General features: G+C 35.7%; 10 protein-coding genes and 1 pseudogene. All 11 read right to left on the reverse strand.

Annotation, left to right across the window (positions count from 1 at the left end; genetic code table 11):
• Positions 1-472: 472 nt before the first annotated feature.
• Positions 473-1,204: pseudogene (locus KI369_RS29865) on the reverse strand (dynamin family protein); the annotation flags it as partial.
• The gene (locus KI369_RS12410; RefSeq protein WP_212956135.1) at positions 1,201-3,147 is read right to left on the reverse strand and encodes a dynamin family protein; all 1,947 of its coding nucleotides are present in this window, start codon (positions 3,145-3,147) and stop codon (positions 1,201-1,203) included. The gene KI369_RS12410 and the pseudogene KI369_RS29865, both read right to left, overlap by 4 nt.
• 12 nt (positions 3,148-3,159) lie before the next feature.
• Complete coding sequence (locus KI369_RS12415; protein WP_212956136.1) at positions 3,160-6,378, reverse strand: dynamin family protein; 3,219 nt, start codon at positions 6,376-6,378, stop codon at positions 3,160-3,162.
• 564 nt (positions 6,379-6,942) lie between these two features.
• A complete protein-coding gene (locus KI369_RS12420; RefSeq protein WP_212956159.1) occupies positions 6,943-9,387 on the reverse strand; it encodes a restriction endonuclease-like protein in 2,445 nt (814 codons plus the stop codon).
• A complete protein-coding gene (locus KI369_RS12425; protein WP_212956137.1) occupies positions 9,362-11,896 on the reverse strand; it encodes an MrcB family domain-containing protein in 2,535 nt (844 codons plus the stop codon). Before KI369_RS12425 ends, KI369_RS12420 begins: the two co-directional genes overlap by 26 nt.
• Positions 11,897-12,161: 265 nt before the next feature.
• The gene (locus KI369_RS12430; protein WP_212956138.1) at positions 12,162-13,127 is read right to left on the reverse strand and encodes a DUF8370 family protein; all 966 of its coding nucleotides are present in this window, start codon (positions 13,125-13,127) and stop codon (positions 12,162-12,164) included.
• A gap of 66 nt (positions 13,128-13,193) precedes the next feature.
• Entirely contained in the window at positions 13,194-14,027 is an 834-nt protein-coding gene (locus tag KI369_RS12435) for a hypothetical protein (RefSeq protein ID WP_238484917.1), read from the reverse strand.
• A gap of 207 nt (positions 14,028-14,234) precedes the next feature.
• A complete protein-coding gene (locus KI369_RS12440) occupies positions 14,235-15,179 on the reverse strand; it encodes a helix-turn-helix transcriptional regulator (RefSeq protein ID WP_212956139.1) in 945 nt (314 codons plus the stop codon).
• A 208-nt stretch (positions 15,180-15,387) separates the two neighbouring features.
• Positions 15,388-18,573, reverse strand: a complete 3,186-nt coding sequence (locus tag KI369_RS12450; RefSeq protein WP_212956140.1) for a DEAD/DEAH box helicase — start codon at positions 18,571-18,573, stop codon at positions 15,388-15,390.
• Positions 18,574-18,666: 93 nt separating this feature from the next.
• Positions 18,667-21,213, reverse strand: a complete 2,547-nt coding sequence (gene pglZ, locus KI369_RS12455; RefSeq protein WP_212956141.1) for a BREX-1 system phosphatase PglZ type A — start codon at positions 21,211-21,213, stop codon at positions 18,667-18,669.
• 115 nt (positions 21,214-21,328) lie between these two features.
• Entirely contained in the window at positions 21,329-24,790 is a 3,462-nt protein-coding gene (gene pglX / locus KI369_RS12460; protein ID WP_212956142.1) for a BREX-1 system adenine-specific DNA-methyltransferase PglX, read from the reverse strand.
• Between the last annotated feature and the right edge of the window lie 7 nt (positions 24,791-24,797).

Below are 24,797 nucleotides of genomic sequence, written 5' to 3' on the forward strand. Positions count from 1 at the left end.
GATTAACCCATGAGTTAAATTGGGATTTTACAGCAATCGGAATTTGAGATTCAACAAGATTTTTGACATCTGCACCATGGTACAGATGAATCCGATTCTCAATATCTTCTCGGACATTATTACCAAAGTGCTGGACCGATTTCCGTACCATGTACTTGATCTCATTGTGACGATCATTCAAATAATTCTGTAGCTGTCCCCTCCAAACATCTTGATTAGAAAACCAACTCGCAACGGCTGCTAACTGAGCTTCAAGGCTTTCAAGCGACTCGGAAGACAATCCCTTGGCAGTTTCAATCTCACTTCTAACAGCTTCTGCACTTGCCTTAAGCCTCCAGTGGAAGCGTTCGAGCTTTTCCATACTGCGCGAACCGCTCTCTATCCTCTTTACAATTTCCGCCTCAATCTCTGGAACCCCAGAATATCGAAGCAGGCTTTCATCTCCATGTAACTTTCCTTCAAGTGCTTCGCGGGCTGATATAGGGAACAGCGTAGCCTTCTCCCCATCAAGGATGTTTTGAATTCGTCGATTGATGTAATCAATAGTGTCATCTAGTTCTTCCTCATCGATCCGGTCCATGAAGTTAGCAGCAAAGACTATTTTGTCCAGCCCATTTTTCAGTAAAAATTCCTGAATGAATATCTTCTCAGTCTTCTTCATTGCGGCATCCATCGACGTCATAAAAATAATAACATCAGCACGCGGAAGGAATTCGAAGGTGATGTCAGAACGCTGTTGATTAAGGTCATTAACCCCTGGAGTGTCAATTAGTACCACCCGATTCTTCAATAATGGGGCATTCATAAATAGCTTTAAATATTTAATTTCTTCCGCATTAAAATCAGCTGAAGCTGTATACTGGTTAAGCTCGTCTACAGTAAGATCCCTCTTCTCAACCTGACCGTCCACCTTTAAAATTTGCATCTCTGGATTTTCGGAGTGGAATACTGCATTGATAGTTGCTGTTGTAGGCGTGACATCCCTCGGCATGATGTCCTTGCCCAGCAAAGCATTGACAAATGTCGACTTCCCATGCTTGAATTCACCGACAACCATGATCGTATAATAATCCTGGATCAAGTCCTCCTCAATTTCCTCAAGCACTTTCAACTGTGAGCTCGCGGGCATCAATTCAACAAGTTTTCCCTTCAGCTTCCCTATCTTCCCCCTAAGCAATTCCTTTTCTGCTGTATAGTTCATCATTTAGCACCAGCCTTTTCTTTTGCAGGATTTATAAGTTCTTGATATAAGCTGCTGAGTTCGTTTTTAATCTGCTTAAAAGCCAGTGATCTACGGTTCAACATTTCCATTTTGAGTTCGATTTCCTTTTCCTCAAGCAGTGTATTTTCCAAGAGCTGGTTCAACTGGTTTTCAACGTTTTGAACATTCTCATTAACGATTTCCTGATACTGTTTATAAATCGATTTGACCATGCCATCCCATTCACCCTTAAAATGCAAGCGGCGCTGTGTTTCTGATGTATCCATCTGAGCAGAGAGCTTACGACGGAATTTAGTCTTTTCATCCTCTCCAGTAAACCAGGCCCACGCCCCTCCGAAGATGAATGAGGCAAGTCCAACAACAGCAGTAGCGACAAATCCTGCGCCGATGGCTAGCTTGCCGATAAAGCTGTTGCTTCTTTCCCATGCAGTATCTAGTTCATCAAAAATCTCGTCGAAAATAGAATGCTTTACTTCGCTTTCAAGTACCAGTCCTGTCGGGGCTATTTCATTCAAAGTCTCGCTGAAAGAACCAAGGCTTTTCAGGTCGCCCTCAAGCTTGAACCATTCATTATTTAGTTGCTTACTCATCTCCTCGATGACCCTCTTGGCTGTGTTCGTCATTTTCTTCTTTTTATTTTCATGGAGACTTCGCTCAAGCGAGGCAATTGCCTTTTCCACTTCACCGCTAATTTCATCTATTCCACGATATCGGTTCTTATCAAAGGCCTCCATTCCTTTGGCAGTAATCTTAGCCAGCTCTTCATCGTACCATTTAGTTACCTTGGTTTCCTCTTTGTTCAGCTCTATAACAATTTTCCTTAAAGATTCCTCGCCAGTCCTATGCACCTCATTTAAGCGCGGACGGAATGATGCCACCTTTTCCTGAATACCATCCATTTGCTGGGTCAAGGTCCTATATTCAAAATCAATCTGTTTCTCCAGTACATCAGAAATGAGCTTGTCCATTCTTTGTATCGGCCTCTGCAGTTTAACTACCCCTCTTTCGAACTGAAGAAAATCACCTAATGCAGACTCCAGCTCCAGAAATCCCGACTCTTCAAGGGGCATAACTGGAATCTGCTTTCCACGCTTTGTGACAAGTTCCTCTCCAGCGGCTTTTCGCCGCGCATTCAAAGCTCCCTTCGATGTAACCATAAAAATCTTCGGTTCATGTAAAATATCCTTCAGGTGCTTATAAGCATGATTAAACACTTTTTCAGCCGCTTCAGGTGATTCCAAAAGATCCTTCTGGTTAACAACGATAAAAACCTTCTGAATGTCACTCGCAAGAATTCGGTCCTTCAAGAAGCTCATCTCGGACTCGGATAAAATCTTGATTGCCGAGAGGAGAAGAATCGCTGCATCAGATTGAGGGATAATACTGTTAGTAAGTTGCTCGCGCGCCGGGTCTAGGTCATTCGTCCCCGGTGTATCGATAATCCTTACCCCATCCTTACAAAAGGAAAGTGGGTGGCCTATTTCCGCGTATTCGATACTCTTAAATAGTTCAACCTGCTTCTCATAGGCCTCTTCAGATTCCTTATCACCCGGAGTTGGATCCTTCGGTGCAACAAGCTTCTTGAACATTTCCTCGTTAATTTCCTTAACACCCTTTTTTCGAAAATGAAGCTTGATGAACGGCTCCTTACTATAGGTGATGATGTTCAGTAAAGTAGTTGTCGGCTTTGCCGAAGAAGGAAGCAGCTTTTTGCCCAAAAGCGCGTTGATAAACGTCGACTTCCCACGTGAAAATTCGCCTACAACGACTACTTGGAATTGCTCCTTCAATACCTGATTCCTAGCCTCGTTAATTTTTTTCAAATCGGTGCGGTTCCCCATATCTTGAAGCATAACCTCTAGCTTGTATAATTGATTAAACAACTGTTTCTTTTTAGTGGTATAAAAATCCAGTGAAAGACTCATGCTATTCACTCCCTAGTACTTTGTTTTTTCTAGAATTTCGACTTTCGGATCTTCCGAAATTAACATATTTCCGTTATTCGATACTGAAACTTTATAAGTAGTACGCACCCGTTTCCGGTCTCCTGATCCATCCCGATAAGCATATTCATCAATAAAATTAACAATAACAATATAATGATTTTCGTCAACTGTACTGATAGATTCAACACTCTTTTCGATGTTATTCATGCGCATATTCTTATTGTTCGCGTTTTTGATATACTCTTCCGTACTCTTATAGCCTGAGCCCTTCGGATCATAATAGTCCTGCACATAGCTGAAACCATTACCATTGAAGGCACCCTCAAAGGCAGAATAATAGCGATGAATAAATCCGTTCACATCCTGGGTGGTTACGAGCTGAACAGTCGGCATCTTAACTACTTCTTTCTTTGTATTGTTAATAGTTATTTCCTTTATGACAATCCTCTTCTCAGGTAAGACCTTCACTATATAATTTTTGGTCTTTTCATAATTTGTCTTCTCTCCCTTCTCATCTGTAAACATGTACTTTTCAGAAGTAGAGACACTATATTCGTTAACATTAACCTTATTCACCTTATCAATCTGGAAACCAAGTTCTTTAAAGGTGTAGCCCTTTCCGGCAATCGAATTAATATAAGTCTGCAGCTCTTTATAAGCAGGGCTACCCTGATCAAAGAAATCAGCAATGTAAACGGAATTCCCCCAATTCAAAACCTGCATATACTCGCTTCGGAATTTGCTAAAAAATTCTTTAAGTTCCCTATCTTCAAGTGCAATCTCGGTTTCCGTTTCATTGACAAGCGTGTATGAAAATGCACTAATCATTAAATTATTACCTGCATTGGAATCCATTGTTAACGTGTAATCTGTTTCGAATTCTTTAAGAGACCCTGATTGTATAGCGGTTTCTTTTACCGTTGCCTTAATTTCATCCCCTGACAAATATTCAACATTGGTAATATTAAAGGTTTCCAGTTTTCCCTTGGCAAGGTTATCATAGTATGGTAAAAATCTCTCCCACCCATCATTGCTAAATAAACGGAAATGACTGGATTGGTCATATTTAAGCTGCTGATATACTGACATTAGAAAACTCTTCACATCTTCCTCAGAGTGCTGATTTTCTAATGTCTGCTTTTCTTCTTCAAGACTTGGAGCTGCATCGGCAACATTCTCGGAATAATCACTATCCTTGTAATCTGAAATATTGTTATCACTGTGTTGCGAAGAACTTCTATCGTTTAATTCCGCAATCCCCACTATTACTAATAACAGAAACATAGCCGCTACACTACTCTTCATCCATCGATTTAGTTCGGCACGGACTATATCAATTTCTATCTGGACATCGTGCTTAAGTTCATCAGGGAGAACTTTAAGCTCATGATGCAACAACTCCGGAGAGATAATTTTTGAAATGTTCAAATTATAGTTTCTTTCCCTTACTTCCGACGATACATCCATCATTTTCCACTTGTGATAAAACTCTTTCGGTGGCAAGTCATGACCCAATTGTGCCAAATTACTAAAGAGATAGTTTACTTCCTCATAAACGAGAAGATTTTCAAGTGTCCGACCTGCGTTTAATAGCGGTACAGCAACGTTCTCTTGGAAATCGTCTAACCCTTTTGAAAATAACTCTATATGAGTAAGATCACTCCTAGAAAATCCATCAAAAGAATTTTTCGCTTTTTTGATCTGTCTATTCCAGCTATCAAGCTCTTTCCGTTCATTTTCTACATGGGATTGAAGGTCACTCTCGACAAAAGTGTTGATACTTTGTTGGATTTCATTTATTCCTATCGTCATCTCCCTAAAAATATCGGTTAACACCTTGCGCTTTTCACCCAAATTTCCCCGTTCATGATGGTAAAATTCCAGCTTCCTTCCATGCCTTCTAAGCTTTTTCTTTTTATTTATCGAGGAGCTAAATTGGACAGTCTTCCAATTTCGATCAAGATTTTCTCTATCCTGGTTCAAATCAATAACTTTATTATTATACTCTTTACGATTTTCAAGGAAGGAGTGATATTTTGGGAGTATCATTTTCTCCCAGATTTGCAGAGGATTACTCTTTAATTCAGCTCCTCTTTGATCCCCCAACTTTTTGTAATACTGCATGAAACTTCGCAAAAATCCATCAAGGCTATCAATTGTATATATCTTTGTATCAAAAAAAACATTCCACTTATCCTGCACAGATTTGGTTAGTTTCTTTTGACTATCCAATCTTTCTTTAGTTAAAAACAGCTCTGGAAACTCCCTTGTCACAAAAAACTCTACATTCCTAGTATTAAGTTTTTTTAATGGTAACGATATTTTTCTCTCTAAATAAAGCTGGTCCATTTGGCGAATTGGCTGCAACAGTCTCGTATAAGTCCGTTCCAGTTTCTTATTGGTCTCTTCTTTAAAGCTCTCCAGAAGCTGTTCTACATCTCCCCAATTACTCCATTCAATTGTCTGAGTATTTTTCTCCAATTTCCCGATTAAAGCATCCTTTGCTGATACGCCAATCAACTTCTGGACTGAAGGCCCTAGCCGTGGTTTATTAAAATCAATCAAGTCCTCTAAGTCATCCTCTTCCTCATCTAATTCATCAATTCGATTAATGATTCCAAAGGGATAAATTGAATTTTCATTAAACCTTTTCAGCCATTTTATTTCTGTTGCTGTTCCTACATTCATAGCATGGAATAAAAAAATGGCATAATCAGTTCTTCCCAAAAATCGCTCCGTTGCCTTCGTATGAAATTCATTATTTGCATTCAGTCCCGGAGTATCAATGATTGTAAAAGCCTTAAGAATCTCAAAAGGCATTTGCAACTCAACATGGGAAAGCTGGTGACGGATTACCTTGAACTTCCCATCACGTTCTGCCGTTAGTTGCTCAAACCAAGCATCATCGTACACTTCCGAATTGCCATTAAGATAATGAGCGATGACCTTCCTCTTCTCTCCATAAACCAACTTTGTTACCATTGCCGTTTCCGGAGTAACATCAGAAGACAAAACCTTTTCCCCAAGCAAAGCATTAATAAATGTTGACTTTCCTGCGTTGAACTCGCCTGTAATCATTATCGTGAGTTCATTCTCTATATCCTCTCGTAGACCGATGATTTGTTCTTTAATGGAAACGTATTTCTGTTCATTTGAACAAAGCTGAATCCAATAATCGAGCCCGATACTCATTTGCTGCTTCCAATCCAATCCTAAGTCCCCCCCCTTGTTGCAGTAAGCCTCATAAATTATGTATTTCCTGCAAAATTTCAAATATCTGTTTATCTTAGTATAAAGGAAGACTCAATGCCTAGTGAAGAAATCTTTTTAATTTCATACTAGGAAAAACTCAGTTACTTATAGTGTATAAGTCATCAAATTTTAGAACAATCCCTTCTTTAAACTTATAAGAAACTGAGTAAAGATTAGTCAAAATTCCGGTCAATAATTTTTATTTTTCTACATTAATGGATTTACAAGAAGAAATATAGACTACCTTCTAAACCCTTGATACAACTAACTTTCTGCTCGATATTACCGAAACGTAAAATATACGCTTCTTATCTTGACAGGGTGGAGGCCATCATTTAAATTTTACAGCCACCTTATTTACAAATAAAAAGAAGAGCATATCCCTCATATGCTCTTCTTCCCATCGCTAACAATACACTTTATCCAACTAATAATGTTTCTCCACTTCACCTAAAATCCTTTGTTCCATGCAAAAATAAACTTGGCCTTTATCCATGACTTAATCACCTTTGTATCTAAGTGCTATTCTTTAACATTTAGCACTTCTAAAACTTCTCTAAACAACACCGATCCCCTACCAACAACCAACTCCAAAGAAACTTTCTTAACTCGTCCATCTCTCCCAACCATAACAACCCCATTCTCATAATCAACCCAAATCTGAACATCCTGCACATAATAACTCTTAACAGAAGATGCCTCATCTAAATTGCGATGATCCAGTTCAACTTTAACCTGTTTCGTAAAACGACGCAGTGTTTTCCAAAGCGCTCGTTCTTCTTTTGATTTCATAAATAGTTCTGGGAGTTCTTGTACTTCTTTTAATAACGACATAGTTGTTATTGTGTATGTTTGAATACCATATCCGACTGGGCGGATGAGGTTGTCTAGTTTTTTCCATGGCTCTAGTTCGAAATGTACATACTCATCGTTTTGTTGCATTTGAATGTGTTTAATTTTGGCTACGTATTGGATTCCGCCTTTTTCTCCGTGCCATTTTTTCGGTGCATATAATGCTATGTACTTTGCTTCTTGCCATCCTGGTTTTAGCTGTGTGACTGGTAACTGGTATAAGCCTTCTTTTCTATATGCTTCATAGTCGGCTTCAGTTTTCACGCTTCCTACTAACACTTTTTCTTCTAGTGAAGAGTGCCATTCTTCTTTTGTTCCTCTTGGAAGGATGCCTTCTCTTATAATTTCTTCTGGGCTTTTTTCAATGAGATGATCTAGAAACTGTTCGACTAGTCTTGTTGCGTTTGGTAAGAATGGGAAACCGCCGATATTTACTTTTTCGATACTTTTATAAAATGGATGGTTCTCGTACGCTTCCTCTTGGTTCCATGGGAATAATACATACGCTCCGTAAGCAGTTCGTTCAAATGGTCCTTCTTGTTCTACTACTAATGCGTCTCTGTAACGGTGCATTGTATTAATGTCTTCTTCTATTGGACCAGGGGTGCCATACTTCCTTTTATAATGAGAGCTTTCAGCAAAATCAATTCGGTATTTTGCATCAAAAATGTATTGATATTGATAGTTCTTTCCCTTTTTCTCAATAGCGAGCATCGTATCTGGTTTTTGTGTAACTGTTGGCAGTCTACCATTTCTTTTCTGGAAGTACAGTTCTATCACTTCATCAGTGACTGGATGCTTGAACGTTCTTTTTGCGGTTTTACTTTCATCAAGCGTCACGTATAAACCGTCTTGTTTAACTTGAATAACATCTTGATGGAGCGGTATATAATTTTTTGATAAAATTTGTCCGAGCTTTAAATACGTCCAATACTCGTATAACCTTGCGACATCTTTTACCGACATTTTGAAAATTTGTCCTCTTAATGTTAAACCTCGGGATAGCATTAAAAAGATTTGATACGCATCTCTATAGCCTGCTGCCATTTGAATAACGAGTGAAAAAACTGATCGATCTAATTTTCCGATTCCTCTCCAAAATGGATCGTTCAATTCATTTTTCATTCGATACTTCATATTTTTTACACGTTCCAGCAAATCTTCATCAGTTTCACCACGTGTATATCTAGACTTTTTCTCTAGCGCCTTAAGTAAATCATCGATTTTATATATAACTCTTTGAATCATCCATTTAACAAATCGATTTTCTAACGTATCATAAGACACTTCCTTATAAGCTGTAATACCTTTAGTCGGTATACTGTTTTCTCCTTGCAGCAAGTGTGGTCGCTTTCTCAAATAGTTCATTCCGACAGAATCCAATTTGCGAATTTTTTCTCCTCGTACTAGTTGATGTCTAGTCATAAGCATATGATGTGGTTGTCTTTTAATGTGAGAGATCGACTTCATAAATCGCTCAAAGGAATCATTTAAAATACGATAAAACTCACTCTTTGATGGATTTGTAGCGTAAATTGCAGATGCTCCTAAGTAAGTTCTCTTTAGTAAATGAAACGCTAAATTATAAATTTCATCATTTACTTCATCCAATAAAGCTCTATAATCATCCTTATAATCCAATTTTGCCGGGAAAACTTCAAATGTAACAGTTAATAAAGTATCTTTATCATCTTTAATTTCAAACCTTGTATTTCCTACTTCATTTGGAAACGAAAGATTCCCCATTAACACATGAAGTGATCCCATTTGAATAGAACTAACTTGTTTTCGAAATCCTGGATGTTCATGATAAAAAGAGAGCTGTTTGTTATTTTTCGGAACTACAACAAGCTGATAACTTCTATTTTCAAAAAAGATTGGTGGATGTTCGTTCCATTCATCCAGCCCCTGCAATCTTGCATCAAATACAGAAACGGATTCCGTCTTCCCATCTACATGAAAATACATCATTTCATCTGCGTTCATAGCGTGATATTCTTTTAAACTCTCATATTTTTCATGATAAGGATTTCCTTTAATTGTCAATGACAGCTCCTCTGTTTCAATCTTAACTAGCTCTATCTCATTATTAGATCCAGAAAGAGGTGAAACCATCATACTCAAACCTCCTTAACATATGAGACAACTTGTTAGCCGAACGAGGATACTTAGCATAGGAAGCATCATTATTACCACTATCGTATTCTTCATTTGCACATAATACATACAACTGCTTTAATACCTCTTCTGTTCGTCCATCGCTCCCTGCAAGACGCGGTAAGATCTTTTGATATATTTGATAATCAAGTGCTTCCTCGAACGATAATAACTTCCCTTGTTCGTTATATGCCATATAGAAGCAAATTTCATCTCGTATACGATACCCAACTTGAGCTCCAACTGATTCAAGTGTTTTATTTATTTCTATTAAAACGCTCGATATACTTCTCACAAGGTCTTCGTTTTCTTTAAAGCATTCTTTTAAATGAAGATACTTGGTTGCTAAAGAGCTATCAGAAACAATTTCAGCTTCCTTCTCTCCTACATCCATTAAGAAATTAAAATAATCTAAGTTAACAGTATTAAATTCAATAGTATTCGCACGATCTAACACTTTCTTACTTAAAGGATGTGTCGTTTCATCCATATTTACAGTTCCGATAATATATACATTTGATGGAATTGTAATATGCTTATTCGTAATTGATTCTGGAAGTACTGGTGACGTAACAATTTTTCCATCTTTCCACTTACGACTTTCAATTACACTTAAAAAGTCACTAAAGTAGTATTCCACTCGAGCTAAGTTCATCTCGTCCAACACTACAAAATACGGCCTATTTGGATTTGCATCTGCGTTTTCAAGAACTTTAATTAACGGTCTTTCTTGAAACTCCCCTTGAAGGTTCACATACCCAAGTAAATCAGAGCTATCACTCCAATCAGGTCGAACCGGAATAAGTGTAAATTGTCCATTCTCTTCCGTTGCTCCTAAACTCTCCGCAAACCACTGAACAATTTTCGTTTTCCCTGTACCTGAAATACCTGATAAAATCACAAATGGCTTCGTCTTTAACGAAAGGAAGAAATTAACAAGATCCTTTTTCTCATAAAAGAAACCTTTACTTTGAATATAAGAAGACACATGATCGATAATTGATTGTTGATCTAAATACACTTCTTTCCTTTCATAAATCATTTCATATTTCGTTCCTTCCTCTTTATAAGCTATGAATCCCTCATAATAGCGAAGCATTTCTTCTAGGTCCTCTACTAACTCTTTTTCACTTGGCATTTTATTAACATCATACGCAATATAAGCCGCTGTTGAATTCGCATATCCTTTTGCTTTTGGGCTTGTCCCTAGGAAAATCTCATCATCTTTTTTCACCTTTTGGGACATATGTATTTGCTCGCGGATCTCTTCTTTAGTTTTTTGCATCTCTTCTTTAGACGTTTCTGTTACACCTTGTCCAATAGTCAAATACAATCGTTGCATATCTTCACTAAATAAATAGACGATATAATATCCTCGCTGTGTCGATGTTGTAATATCTTTATGCATTAGCGCAATCCACGGAACTGTTGCCCAATTCCCTTTTCCGACTGACCCTATCACACTGTACTGCTTCTCATTTATAAATGGTAAACGAATGATCTCTGTTGCTATATCATTTCGGACTGTTAATCCTAATTTATGTCCTGCAAATTTTTCTGTTTTTGCATCCAAATATTCTTTCATTATCTTTAAAAAGCCTTCACGTAAACTACTACTCATATTACCGCCCTTTTCTTCACGCTTTTTTATGTATTGTTCGGATGGAATCCATTCATTATTAATCAGCCCTACTTGTTCCAGCCAATCCAGTAAGTTACCCGTACGCCTCTTCGCCACTGATTCAACCATCAAATTATCCCCTAATGAATTTCGGACAATCGTCATCCCTAAATCGACTAGAGCCTTTTTCTTTTCATCCTTTGAATACTTCTCTAACAATCCAAGAACAAATAAAGCATGACAGAAATATTCTTGTCTTAAAACTAGCTGTGCAACGTAAGCATTCTTATCCTTTGATTGAACATATTCGCTTAATAGAAGCTTATTCATTTCATGAGATTCATTCAAAAATCCCAACAACCTTAAATCCTGGCGCGCGCGAGACTTCCTACTATATAAATTCCCATCCGTTTGTTCACTTAACATATTTGGATTATATGTACCATTCATTATCTCTTCTAAAAAGAGCATGACTTTATCATATTTTTCACTTGGTAGGTTATCTGTTTGGAATTCTTTAAATGTAATAGCCTTTTCTCCATTAATCTTTGTTACCTTTACAAAAGGTAATTCTGCAAATAGCGATATAAAAAAAGCATTCCGTTCCTCTTGTCGTACAAAATCGTTAACATTAACTAATTGAACATTTATTAAATCTCGCCAAAATTGTTGGATCTCCCCATCATTCACACTAAATTCTAAATCCAATTCTTCTTCTATTCCAAATTCCCTTTCTACATATACTTCATTATTTTTTATCGTCGTAATCCAATTACATTTACTATCAATGATATGAGTAATTCGCTGTTTTACTTTAATAAATTCGATCATTATTTTATCTAGCATCTTTATCCCCCGTAGCTACAATTAATTACAATTACTGTTATTTTATCAAACTATCTACAAGTAAAAAACATATGAATAAAACGATATCATTTATTCAATGAATCTATCCCAAAATAACAAGCCTTCTTTATCACTTATACCAATAGTAGCAATATTAACACATAAAAGTTAAATATTCTTCGAGTGGAAATATCCTCTATAACATCTACTTCTAAAACACAAAAAGGAGAGGAATCCTCTCCTTTTTACTATACATTTTCAATACCTACTTCATTTCTCCACTAGGTTCGACCAATTGATAAGAATCTTGAATAAATTTTTCTAATTCTTCATCACTCATCTTATTAGAATTAGTACCTCTTTGAGTATGAGTAATATTATTACGAAAGCTAACAATCATTGCAGGGTTTTCCCTTGTCATATTGACTAAGTATTGTTTTTCTGTAATCGAGGTTTCATTTACTTCTAAATTTTTAATATCTTTTTTGGAAGCAAATTTTTCATACTTCGGACGGTTTTGATGTAAAGTACTGTTTTCTTCAAGATGCTTACGTTGCCTCCATATACTCACTACTTGTGTCCAATATCTATTGGAGCTATATAAATATTTAGAAACAATTATATCTTTCGGTACCAGCACAATTGGATATCCATTGTAACCAGGAAGTTGTTCTGTCTTCAATTCCCATCTATGATTAACATGATTCCAATAATGGAATTCAAAATTAACCGATAAGGGAATATCATGAATTTCACATTGTTCTTGAGTAAATAAAACTAATTCTCCCTTTATCAAGCTCGCTACTAAATCCGATAATAGGTCCTCCCCAAACTCTGGAACGAAAACAAAAAAATCTTCTAATCTCCCAACAATTACATCGTCTAGTAATCCTTGCTTATGAACATATTCAAAAACTTTCGCCAATGATTCTTCTGAATTACCATTACCTCTCGGAAAACCTTCAGTATATCCTAAAAACAGTTCATTCGATTCACCTGAAGATTGAAAATATTCTCTCGCCTCATCTGTTTCCCCTTTGGAATATAAATCAAATATTGTATTAAAAAAATCTTGAATAATTAAATCACACTTTTGAAACCACTCTCTATCCTCAGCAGTTATACGTGTAGGATCAATAAAAAGTTTATTATCTCTATCAATACGTATATTAGCAAAATCAAAGTTAGACTGATGATGAATTTCCAACTCAAATTTCTCCGAAAATTTCATGTGCACTCTCCTCTTTATTAATATTTTTCTAAGTTTATATAACGCCCCTTTAATCAAATAAAAGCTTTAGTTTTTTTCACCTGAATCTGTACTTTCTTCTGTTTTATGATAGTCAATATAATCATCCACAATACTTTTTATTAATCTATCCATTGCAATAAATACTGTCAAAAAAAGAAATACTAAATAATCGTTAAATTGATTAGGAGTATCTATTCCCATCAAAATTTTAAAATCGTTATATCCTTTTCCAAGCGCTATCATCATTAATAAGAAGTAACTAAGTATTCTTCTCATATTTTGCGAGACCAAATCGCGATCGGTAAAGTAAATAAAAGTTATTAAGGAAATTGGCAATATAATGATTACTATATAGTAAATTTGATATGGCATATGTTCAAAATTGACTGCTCCAGCGAACAACACACATATTATTGTGATATGAATCATTAAACTAAGTGTTGTTTTCCCAAATAAGATATCCAATCTGTTTATTAAATAATTCTTTTTATTAATCTTGGATACCATTTTTTGAATAACACTATTAAAAGTGCCTAATTCTTTTTCTACGTCCAACTTAATCCTACTAACTATTACAACAAATATTGGATAAGCACATACTACACTTAAAATTGACCATTTCATTTTTTCTATTTCCGTCCCAATAATAATCTGGAAAATAAAATAGATTAATATCAGTGTTGCTATGATAATCAACACTTCAAATACAATTAAAACACGTTTAATTATTCGCTTTGACATCCTTATTAATCTTCTTGCACTTATTTCCCCAATTTTCTCTAAAAATGGGAGAATCACTTTATTTATAAGAAAGTAAGATATTCCCCCTCCTACTACGATCAAAAATAAATAAAACAAAAACAACTTCATATCCTGCATAATCCTACTCTCCTTTTCTTAATATAATCATTGCCACATCTCTATATTAGCAATCTTTCCGGTAATTATAACGTCACATAATTACAATATTTCTTATTTATGAATTTTTTTGTATACAAAAACTCCAATCACCCATAACTCTTAATGGATAATTGGAGCTCTATAAAATCTATTATTATATATAAACTTCCTTAAACATATTTCATGTTACTTTCCATATAACTTTAGCAACTTTCTTCCTTCCCGAATAATATCTTCCTTTAAACTATCAGGCTTTATTACCTCTACAGCCGCTCCCATACCAAGAATCCATTTCTTTATAGATTCTTTCCCACTCATTGTTGCATGAAAACGAATACTACCATCCGGATTATGTTCTATAATTTGATTGTCTCCCCAAATGGATTCTGGTACGGATACAGAAAATGGTGGATGTATAAGTAACTCTACCTCTAGCGGCTCCTTCATAATACCGAACCTAGGAAACTCTTTTTGAATATCAAATCCCTCAGGGATTTGATATGTATCATAAATAATTCGAATATCTTTTATTCGGGATAATTTGAACATACGTGTATCTTTTCTACGATCACACATGGCAATGCAGTAGAAAAATTCGTTGTAATGTACAAATCCATATGGAGCAATGATACGTTCTGATCTTTCACCAGATCGTTTTTCATACTGAATTTTCACTTTGCATCTTGCTCCAAAGGCCTCTTGTAATTGTATATATTTTCGATTTTCATCCGAAAATTCATAATTTGGTCTGGATCGCTGTACAAAATAAATGTGCCGATCTCGATCTTTCTCCAATTTTCGTAATGCTTTCAGCTTATCTAACGCTACTTGTGCATCACCTGAATAAATAGAATTTCCTTTCGAGAGTAATTGTTCAATCGCAAAAGTTAACGCACGCAATTCTTTATGAGACAAGTTTTTTATTGGGAATAGGGAGGTGTTAGAAATATAGTATCCACCCCCGCGCCCCCTTTCACTTTCAATAAAGATACCTGCTTTTTCAAGTTCATCTCGATAGATGCGAATCATGCGCTCCTTAACTTCAAGCTCCTCTGCAAGTTCGCTAATTTTCATTTTTCCCCGTCCATGAAGAAGCTCGATCATACGAAGAGTATTACTTAACTTACTCATGATTCTTCTTCCTTTCTAACTTACACTACTAGTTTTGACACTTTCACTCATCTAATGTACGCCTGACATTTCTTTACCCTTTGCGTCTTCTAATTTATTTCTTAGTATTCAATCGTTTGGGTAATTCCACTTGTAAATTCTGCCATACGAATACTTCTTGGTGAACCGTTTAGTAAGAAGATTTGAATTGTTTGGGCTCTCATTTTATTTATCGTCCATTCCACTTACATTCTTTTACAACTTGATTATTTTGTATTACATATAAGAAGATATCGAACTGCAATTCTTCTAAATCTTGTTGATGGTTGATTGATAAAATAAAGTTTTCATCCGCTGTTAAAATGATACACCGTATATTTCCATTTTCATCTTCACTCATAAAATCTACTACTGATAGGCTGGAATATGTCTTAACATTCTTACGTTGATTATTACCCTCATACTCATTAATCAATTCTGTATAATCACTTGATATAAGACGAGAAATATTCTTTTTATCCGGTACTAAGGTTACTTGCATCACTTTATACGGAGGCATAACGTTTACGTTTCTCTCTCTTTCTACTTCTTCAAGACGACTTTTACGACGGTCTTCAATGTCGAGTAGCTGTGCTTTCATCTGATTAATCAATGCTGAATTACGATTATCTACATTTTCATTGCGATATTTCTCCAACTTATCCATCGTATTTTGATATTGCGAATCAAACGCACGACGTAAAAATTGTATTTTTTTATTCAGCTGGGTTTCATTCCTTATGACGAACTCTTCTCGCTTTTGCATCACATGATCCATTGCCTGCATAAGTAAATGAGTTCCTTCTTCTTCCTTTTGAATCGCTGTATCAAATGAAGAACCATATAACCAATATGAATCTAATTCTATTACCTCTCCATTTTCTCGCTTTGCAAAATATACTATATCTTTATGCAATTCTCTTCCGGTTCCATCTGTTATCCTAATTTCATATCCTTCAACTTCAAGTCTCTCTTGAATTGAAATTGGGATTTCATAAGTAACAATTGTTACTCCCTCCATCTCATCTTTCATAAGCTTGATTGCTAAAGAAAACAACGGATTATCGTTTTGAATTAAAGAAACCGTTTCATCTATATACTCTTCCTTGCTTGTAAAACGATAAGACTCCTCTTTCCCTTTCAACGGGATACGATGCTTTCTCGCAAATTCGCGAATTGATTTCGGAATTCTATCAATCCGATACATTTGATCATTTTGCGATGGATATACTCTAACCCTATAATCACTTAATGTATTAGCAGTAAAATCTGCGTATACTCTCATCGGAACCTTTTGGATGGCTATTTCCTGTTGTTCACGTTGCATACCAGGTAGATCAATACTATCCATTGCAAGCCGCTCTTCTTGAGCAACTTTTAATAACTCCTCATATTCCTCCGATAAAACTTGATTCACATCTCGTTTTATATCTTCTAACTGTTCCCGGTTCAAAACTGCATGTTGCATAAGTGTAGGCAAATCTATCATCCGATCTTCGAGACGATCTCCTATAAAATCATATACAAGATCTTGTCCTAAATCGTTTTTCATTTTATCCATTTTTACTAAAAGAGTATGTAGCACATCCCCTTCACGTGTATTGCCTGCTACTAAATTAAAAACAAACACTTCATTCTTTTGACCGATACGATGTATACGTCCCATGCGTTGTTCTAACTTGTTTGGATTCCACGGAATATCATAGTTCACCATTTGATTACAGAACTGCAAGTTAATTGACTCTCCACCCGCATCTGTTGCAAGCATGATCGGATAATCACTTCGGAAAAATTCCACCTGTCTTCTTCTTTCATCCATAGAATATTTCCCAATAATTTTAGCAATACGTAATCCATGTGCACTAAGACGCTTTTCTAAATAATGCAGCGTATCTGTTGATTCCGTAAAAATAAGAATTTTTTCTCCTTTTTGCAAAAGGCCATCCGTTCCAAACAACGTATTTTCAAGCTCTATGTATTTACGTTCAACACAATTTTGGCGAATATCACTCGAGTAATGAATAAGGCGTTCTAATTCTGTAATCTCTACTTCCAGCTCTCCCGGATCAATCGTATCTATACTTTCTTCACTGTTTTGCTCTAATAGTTCTTGCTCTTCAAATGTTGCTTCTTCATAATCCTCTACAGATATATCCTCAAGATCAACATGTTTTTTCTCCATCTCTTCTAACAATGTTACCAATCGTTGATGGCGACGTACTAATGATAAATGCACGGCTTCTATAGAAGAACTTAACCTTCTTTGTAATAGCATCATTGCAAAAGCGGTACTGTTATTCCCTCGATTCATAGCACGATTAAAATGCATCTTTACATACTCTGTCACAGCCTCATATAGTTCTAGTTCTCTATCTGATAAATCATATTTAATTGTTTTTGTTGTACGTTTTGGAAATAGAGCGGTGCCGTCAAATTGCTTCAAACTTTCTTTTAAGCGCCGAATAATAAATGGGTTCGTTTTATCACGTAGCGTCTCTTTAATCCCAATAGAAGAAAATATATCCGGATCAATCAGCTTCATTAAATGGCGAAAGTTTTCTACATCTCCTTTATGAGGAGTAGCAGTCAACAGCAGAGCATGCTCACTATTCCTAAGAATCCCTTCTCCCAATTGATATATCTTTGTACGCTTCGTCTTTTTATTTTTATTACCTATTGTATAAGCCGCCATCTTATGAGCTTCATCTACAATAACTAAATCAAAATCAGCTTCCATCACAAGGCTTTTAATATCATCTCGTGATGCCCAGTAAAGAGAAGTTAATATACAGGTCTGTTCAACCAATGGGTTTTTACCGCTGTATTCCTTTAAAGTATGACGCGTCACAATCGTAAATTCTTCTCCAAACTTTTCATACAGCTCTTGCTGCCACTGCTTCAATACTAATGGAGGAACAAGAATTAAAATCCGATCCGCACTTCTTCTTGCCTTTAATTCACGAATAAGCATCCCTGCCATAATTGTTTTCCCCGCTCCCGGGTCATCTGCAAGTAGAAAACGTACAGTTGGCACCTGAAGCATCCTCCCATAAACTGCTTCAATTTGATGTGGAAGTGGCAGAATATTTTTATTTCCTAATGCACGTGACTTAGAAAATTTCCGATCAATCAAAAGTTCTCGATATAACATATAACGCTGTAATTGTTTTGGCGATAACAAAGTTTCCCCGGCTAAATCATTCAATTTTTCAATTGATTGCAACTGTTCTGGGAGCATAATTACTTGATAGTACTGGTTACTATCTTTTCCATATGCCTCAACACGATAAAAACTTCCTTGTATATCTTCACATTTCTTTATTTCTACTATTTCAGGCCATAACGATCCTTTAACAATATCGCCTACCTCTAACATAAGACTCCTCCTACCAATAACATTTCTATATTTCATTATAGCAAAAAGAAAAGGCCTCCCAATATTAGAAATAATCGGAAGGCCTTTAACCTATTAAATACTATATAACTTTAGTTCAAACTCTTCTTCTTTGTACACTTCTGTCGTACGTCCCGAAACATCCTCTAAACGTAGTACACAAACATCACCTGTTTTATAACGATCTTCTAGCAGATGAAATACAGCATCTGTTTGACGCTCTACTACGGCTCCTTTAGAATCAAACAAAATTGTTAATTCATTTGAAATCCGTTCATTATTACGATAAAATGCTGCACGCAATGTTCGTGGATATAACTCATTTGATACTTTTTCTTCTTGGAAAAATGGTACGATAAATTGATAACTTGTAATTACTTTTTGAATAGAAGTAACTCGAACATCTACAAGTTCTTTCTCTATCTTACGTGCTTTCCCTTTTAATTGGCGATATTCAATTAAAGGCACAATACTTTCTTGCGGCATTGCTCCTCCGTGAACAAAGCGTAGTCCACCACCAGCAGTAAAGCGATTTAATCCTTTCGTAATAACCGCTTCTTGTTCTAGCCCTAAATATTTTAAAGAAATCTTTACTGTTCCTTCAGGCACTATTAAATCTTTCCCGATAGCAAATCGACGATTACTATCGAAAACATCACCTTTTATACTTTCTGTTTTCTGATGTTTTTCTACTTGTGAAGATTGATATAAGAACCCATGATCACTTGTAATAAAAATACGTCCAGCGTCATACGTACCAGTCAACTTTCGAACAGCAACCTTTACACGTTCTATCGTATTTTCAACAGCCTCATACGTATAACCTTCTGTTTTACCCGAATCACCAATCGCATCGATATTATCATGATATAAATAGACAACACGTTTTCCTTTTATAAATCCTAAACCGTCTTCCTTACTTAAACCAATGAACTCTTCCATTTTTAATGCAACAGAATCTGGTTCACGCGATTGTAAAATCTTATTTCGATTTTGCAACCCTTTTGTAGAAATTTCATCTACATATACAGTACCATCACTTGCAATATCAGATATCTTTCCAGGTAACAACGCAGCCATCCCGAGTTGTGTATACGTCGGCAGTGATGCTTGCATAGGAAGTAACCTTACTTCTGTATTCAATCGCTGACTAAAATTATTTGTTAACTCTTCTCCAATCTCGTAGCGAAGTGCATCAGAAATAATTACAAAAATACGCTCTCTAGAACCTTCCACAAGTGGACGGATCATATAGCGATAAAAGTTTTTCTGCTGCATTACATCAGTAATTGGCCAGTTCGCTTTTAATTTAGCCTCTACTATCTCATCTGTATAACGACCTAACTCTACTAAATATCGATTCTCATACCAAAACGTTAATCGCTCCAATAGCTCACTATATTTATCTAAATTAGGCTCATTTACATAATGTACTTGAAAATGACGATACGCTTGATCGATATTATAATATTTATCTGTATAAACCGTAACCCATTCTACTTCATTCTTCGGAATGTCATTACGCTCAAATACATCTTTCCACTCATACAAACGGAGTGCCTTTTCTAATAGTTCATACTCCTTATGAAAACGAGTCTTATACCAATAACTCTTACTTCGCTCAGTTAAAATACTCTTCCACTCTGTTATCACTATTGTTTCATTTAGAAGGAGCTCATGTAACACATCAAGAATTTTACGCTCTACTACTGCAAACGTGTCACATCGAAGAAAAGCTTGATACGTGTACTGATCCACTGATTGTGTTACATTCCACTTTTGTTCTAATATATCTAAAATTCCTTCTAGTACATTTCTTTCTTCAGACTTTAACCAATCCTCAACAAACACTTTACATATATTCGGAACTGTTGACTCATACTTAAATGCTAATAACTTCTCATCTAAGTATGCAGCATAATGCTGGAACACAATCGTCTCTATAATTTGAGCTAGACGATTATTGTCTTCTTTAGACATCCCGAAATACTCTTCTATGAACGTATAAAATACTTCTGTATCCAAATACTTAGCAACTTGCTCAAGCATTTCATTTGTATCAGATAAGCTTCCACCAGCTACAACACTTTTTAAAATATCTTGTGGCGTAATACTTTTAGCATTACATAAAACAGCCAGCATCGTTTGCTTTACTTGCTCAACTGTCGACTTATTAGGAAGTAATTTTTGAAACTTCGCTACACGCTGCTTATTATCAAAGAACTTCGTATGTTCTTCTAAAAATGGTCGGATCGCAAGATGATCCAAACGCAATTCCTTCATACGAATCGCAACCTCATCAGCTTGAAACTCACCGTAACTTCCACTATATAATAAAATATCTAATAAAAAATTTTCCCGATCCTCTGGTTTTGGAAATGGAGCATAAATTAAATATGAATTATCCGTATCCTCTCTTTCCAATAAAACCTTTGTACGGAAAGCATTATGTTCGTCTAAATAATACAATTGAATATTTTCACGTTTGAGTGCTGCTTCTATTTCAGTCACATCACGCCCTTCACTTTGTGCATCATACCAAAACACCAGTGAACGGTTCGTACTATTATTTTCTTCCTGTTGTTGATGAAACAGTCGAAGTAACTCTTCTATGATATTCATCAGTCACCAACTTTCACTAAACTTATTGTCCAACTCTTAGAATAAAAAAGAATAGGACGATTGTAAACAACTCAAATAAAAAAATGGATAGAGAGCATGCTCTATCCATTTTTTATTATTTAATCTTCGCAAGCACGCTTTCAATCTTATTGTAGTTTACAACTACTCCATCATCTAAATCAAGTGCAATACGTCGATTTGCAAGTTCAGCCATCTTCTTATCAAAGTCGATTAACTCATCTTGCTGCGCTTTAATTGTCGTTAACTGCTTATTATATCGCTTCTTCATCACAGCTGTTAAATCCGGATTTACAAGATCTTGTTCTAAACGTTTTTGTTCCTGGTTCAGTTTCTCTTGTAGATTCTGCACATAAGAGAAACGCATTGTCGCTAATGTTTCTGGTGTATAACGATGTAAGTAGAACAATGCACGGAAGCCTTTCTTCTTACCTGAATCCGCCATCCAGTAAATTGGACGTTTTTGATAAATCTTGCAGTGATCATTATAAAACTCATCAAAGAAATAACGACGAAGACGCTCAACAGGCGTTTCATTATTTTTCATTGTAAGTGACTCAGCTAACCAACGAAGGTTCTCTGCAAGAGTATCTTGTCCAAACATAATAACCAATAATTCTTGTAAACGAGTCACAACATCATCTTCAAAATACTCTGTATCTGTTAATGGAATGATACCATCTGAATCAGGTTGGAATTTTTTATACTTACTAGCATCCCATTCCCCACCTGCATATGCTAGGCCTTCTACATCTAGTGAATAACGCCCCATCATGAGACCGATGCAATATGATAGAAATGACTTTGTATCACGTACACGGTCAGCACGGCGGATTGTTACTTCTTCATCTGGTACTTCTGGTGTTAATTCATCTTGCAAATCGTATAGTTCAATGAAAATTTTATTTAGTTCTTCTTCTTTTTGTTGAAGTTGGTAGAATTGGTCTTCAGTTTGTTTCTCCCAGCTTGTATAGCATTGCTCTAAATTATTAGATCGCCCTTCATAGGTTAATAATGGATTTTTTGTAAAATTCCACGATACTTCAAAGGAATCCCAATCAGCACCGGAGATAGAAATACATTCATCAACCATTTTCTCTATCAAAAAACGATGTTTATCCCAATTAGGAATAGGAATATTAGCTATATTTCCAGTTTGGAAATTCAAGGTCGGATTCATTATTAATAGATAATAATAAGCAATCTTTGTTGTTAGAAGTCCTAATAACAATTTAACTTCATCATTTTTGGGAAACAGGCTAGATCCTCCAACATCAAAAATAAACCCTTTTGGAGAATAGCGTACCCCAAAAGCAGATGAGCTAATAAAGGACCATGTAATCCCTTCCTGAAAATAGTACGACGGATTATCATGTCTGTGTCCAGGAAATGTTTTCATCAGTTCTCTTCCATATGCATCATACCGAATGACATATTCTTGATTCCCATACCATTTTCTAAATTTCCCTCCCTTATTGTAAGGAGCATATTTCTTCATTTGTTTTTTAAAATCCTCAACATTTTCTGCTGCAATCTGAATATCGTTCATTTCCACCTCGAACCATAGACGAAGTACCTCACTATTTTTCCCCGTAGACATACCATGTTTTGGTCTTGCTATCTCACCCAATTTTGAATTGTTTTCAAATACACTTCGTACATTCTTTGTTATCCAATAAGCAATAGGCGAACCAGATAGTTTTTCATATTCTTTACTATTAGCAGTAAAACGATAGTCAACTATAGTATTAATAGACTCTCTTACTTTAATCGGTTGCATATTTGCACCTTTAAACTCTTCTAATCGAATGTACTCACCTAGTGGAGATTCATTTTGGTTTTGAATTACAAATGTACAAATAGGAACTGTCGCCTCAGTAAACGCTGAATATTCCAATTGAATTAAACTTGATATACTCTGATTGCTAATGATGTATCTTCTTAAATTTTCATGACTTGAAATGAACATCCATGTAAACGGCGTCATTAATCCTGTAAAACCGTTACTCACAATCATTTGACTACATTGATATATAAAGGCTGAATATAAATCTGATTTGTATTCCTTATAATTATCATTCATAAACTTCTTTAAAAAAGGATTATATTTATTATGGTACGGTGGATTTGTAACTACCACTTCGTACTGCAAAGCTAGTAAATATCCCTGCTGAAGTAAAGGAATTAACTTTTCTCTCAGCTCTATTATATAAGCTTCCTCTAACAAATCTGTTGAATCTAAATTAAAAGAATCGATTAACTTAATAGTTTCTCCATATAGAGAGGCCGACCCTTCAGGAGTTATAAGTGAGCCAAATTGTTTTGCATTTTCAAATTGTTCTTGTAAAGAAGTAATCCAACTTACATCTCCTACTTTTTCAGCTAGAAAAGAGAATGCTTCCTCAGATATTGATTCGCTATCAATAAATTCATGAATATTCACCTTTATATCATTGGCCCTTTTTAAGAAACGGCGATATTTTTCTTGCCCTTTCATCATCAGTGCAAAGCTAGCCATTTGTACCGCACGCTTATCAATATCAAGACCATACAAATTCTTTTCAATGATTAATCTTGAAATATCACGTTCTGAGTACCCTGCTTCTAGATACATATCATATAGTAAATCAAAAGCATATACTAAAATATGACCAGATCCACATGCGGGATCAATTATCTTTATTTCTTCCAAAGTTTCAACATCCGGAATAGGTAATTTCTCAGAAGATTTTAGATAGTACTCCCACTCTTTTGCAAGGTCGTTCCCTGGCTTCCACTCATCGTACAGTTTGCCTAAAGAGTTCTGTACCATATATTGCACAATCCATTTTGGTGTGAATAATTGAGTAACGACAGGCAGATCTTCTTTTTTCACGGCATTATTTTTAAGTCCACCAACCCGCTCTTTTTTCTCTGACATATAAAATTGATAAAGCCATCCGATAACCTCAACTTCTTGGAAATCGCCTTCTTCTAAATTACTAACCAACCTATTAATCAATGAGTCTGCATGAAGTAAAGATTCCGGTAACAACAGTTCTGTATAATCCGCAACTTTTTCAAATAAGAAATCCATCATTTCATTTAATTCATTACACTGTGCCACTAACAACTTACGAAATGCCTCTTCACGATTCCCTTGCGCTAACAAAGAAGCTACTTCATCTTTATTCACTGGCAAATCCGTATATTGATACTCCGTTAAAATATCTGGATCAACTTTCCCTTTCAGTTCACTAGAAAGCACACGTACTTTTGATGGAAGATAGTTATGTACTTCCATATAACGAATTGCAATCAAACGGTTAAACCACGTATATGCTACTTCCTCAATTACATTATCGTAGCCTTTTGTTTCAACTTCCTTTAACAATTTTTGAATGCTGTTTTTATAAGCAGCTGGATATTTATTTCCTTTTATTTCTATATAATCCGCACCTGTTACAAGCACCGGAGAGCCCTCGGGAGTGATCCCAAAGGCTTGTGCTCGTAATGCGATTTGTTCACGAAGTTCGTTGCGGGCATAGACTGCAAATTCTTTTAATACTCTTTTATTCATCGTATTT

The organism is Bacillus sanguinis, from assembly GCF_018332475.1.
GTDB classification, from domain to species: domain Bacteria; phylum Bacillota; class Bacilli; order Bacillales; family Bacillaceae_G; genus Bacillus_A; species Bacillus_A sanguinis.

Bases quoted from the DNA above. Each gene is read 5' to 3' on its own strand.
- pglZ (WP_212956141.1), bottom strand. From the start codon at position 21,213: ATGAATATCATAGAAGAGTTACTTCGACTGTTTCATCAACAACAGGAA.
- KI369_RS12410 (WP_212956135.1), bottom strand. From the start codon at position 3,147: ATGAGTCTTTCACTGGATTTTTATACCACTAAAAAGAAACAGTTGTTT.
- KI369_RS12425 (WP_212956137.1), bottom strand. From the start codon at position 11,896: ATGCTAGATAAAATAATGATCGAATTTATTAAAGTAAAACAGCGAATT.
- pglX (WP_212956142.1), bottom strand. From the start codon at position 24,790: ATGAATAAAAGAGTATTAAAAGAATTTGCAGTCTATGCCCGCAACGAA.
- KI369_RS12430 (WP_212956138.1), bottom strand. From the start codon at position 13,127: ATGAAATTTTCGGAGAAATTTGAGTTGGAAATTCATCATCAGTCTAAC.
- KI369_RS12440 (WP_212956139.1), bottom strand. From the start codon at position 15,179: ATGAGTAAGTTAAGTAATACTCTTCGTATGATCGAGCTTCTTCATGGA.
- KI369_RS12450 (WP_212956140.1), bottom strand. From the start codon at position 18,573: ATGTTAGAGGTAGGCGATATTGTTAAAGGATCGTTATGGCCTGAAATA.
- KI369_RS12420 (WP_212956159.1), bottom strand. From the start codon at position 9,387: ATGGTTTCACCTCTTTCTGGATCTAATAATGAGATAGAGCTAGTTAAG.
- KI369_RS12435 (WP_238484917.1), bottom strand. From the start codon at position 14,027: ATGCAGGATATGAAGTTGTTTTTGTTTTATTTATTTTTGATCGTAGTA.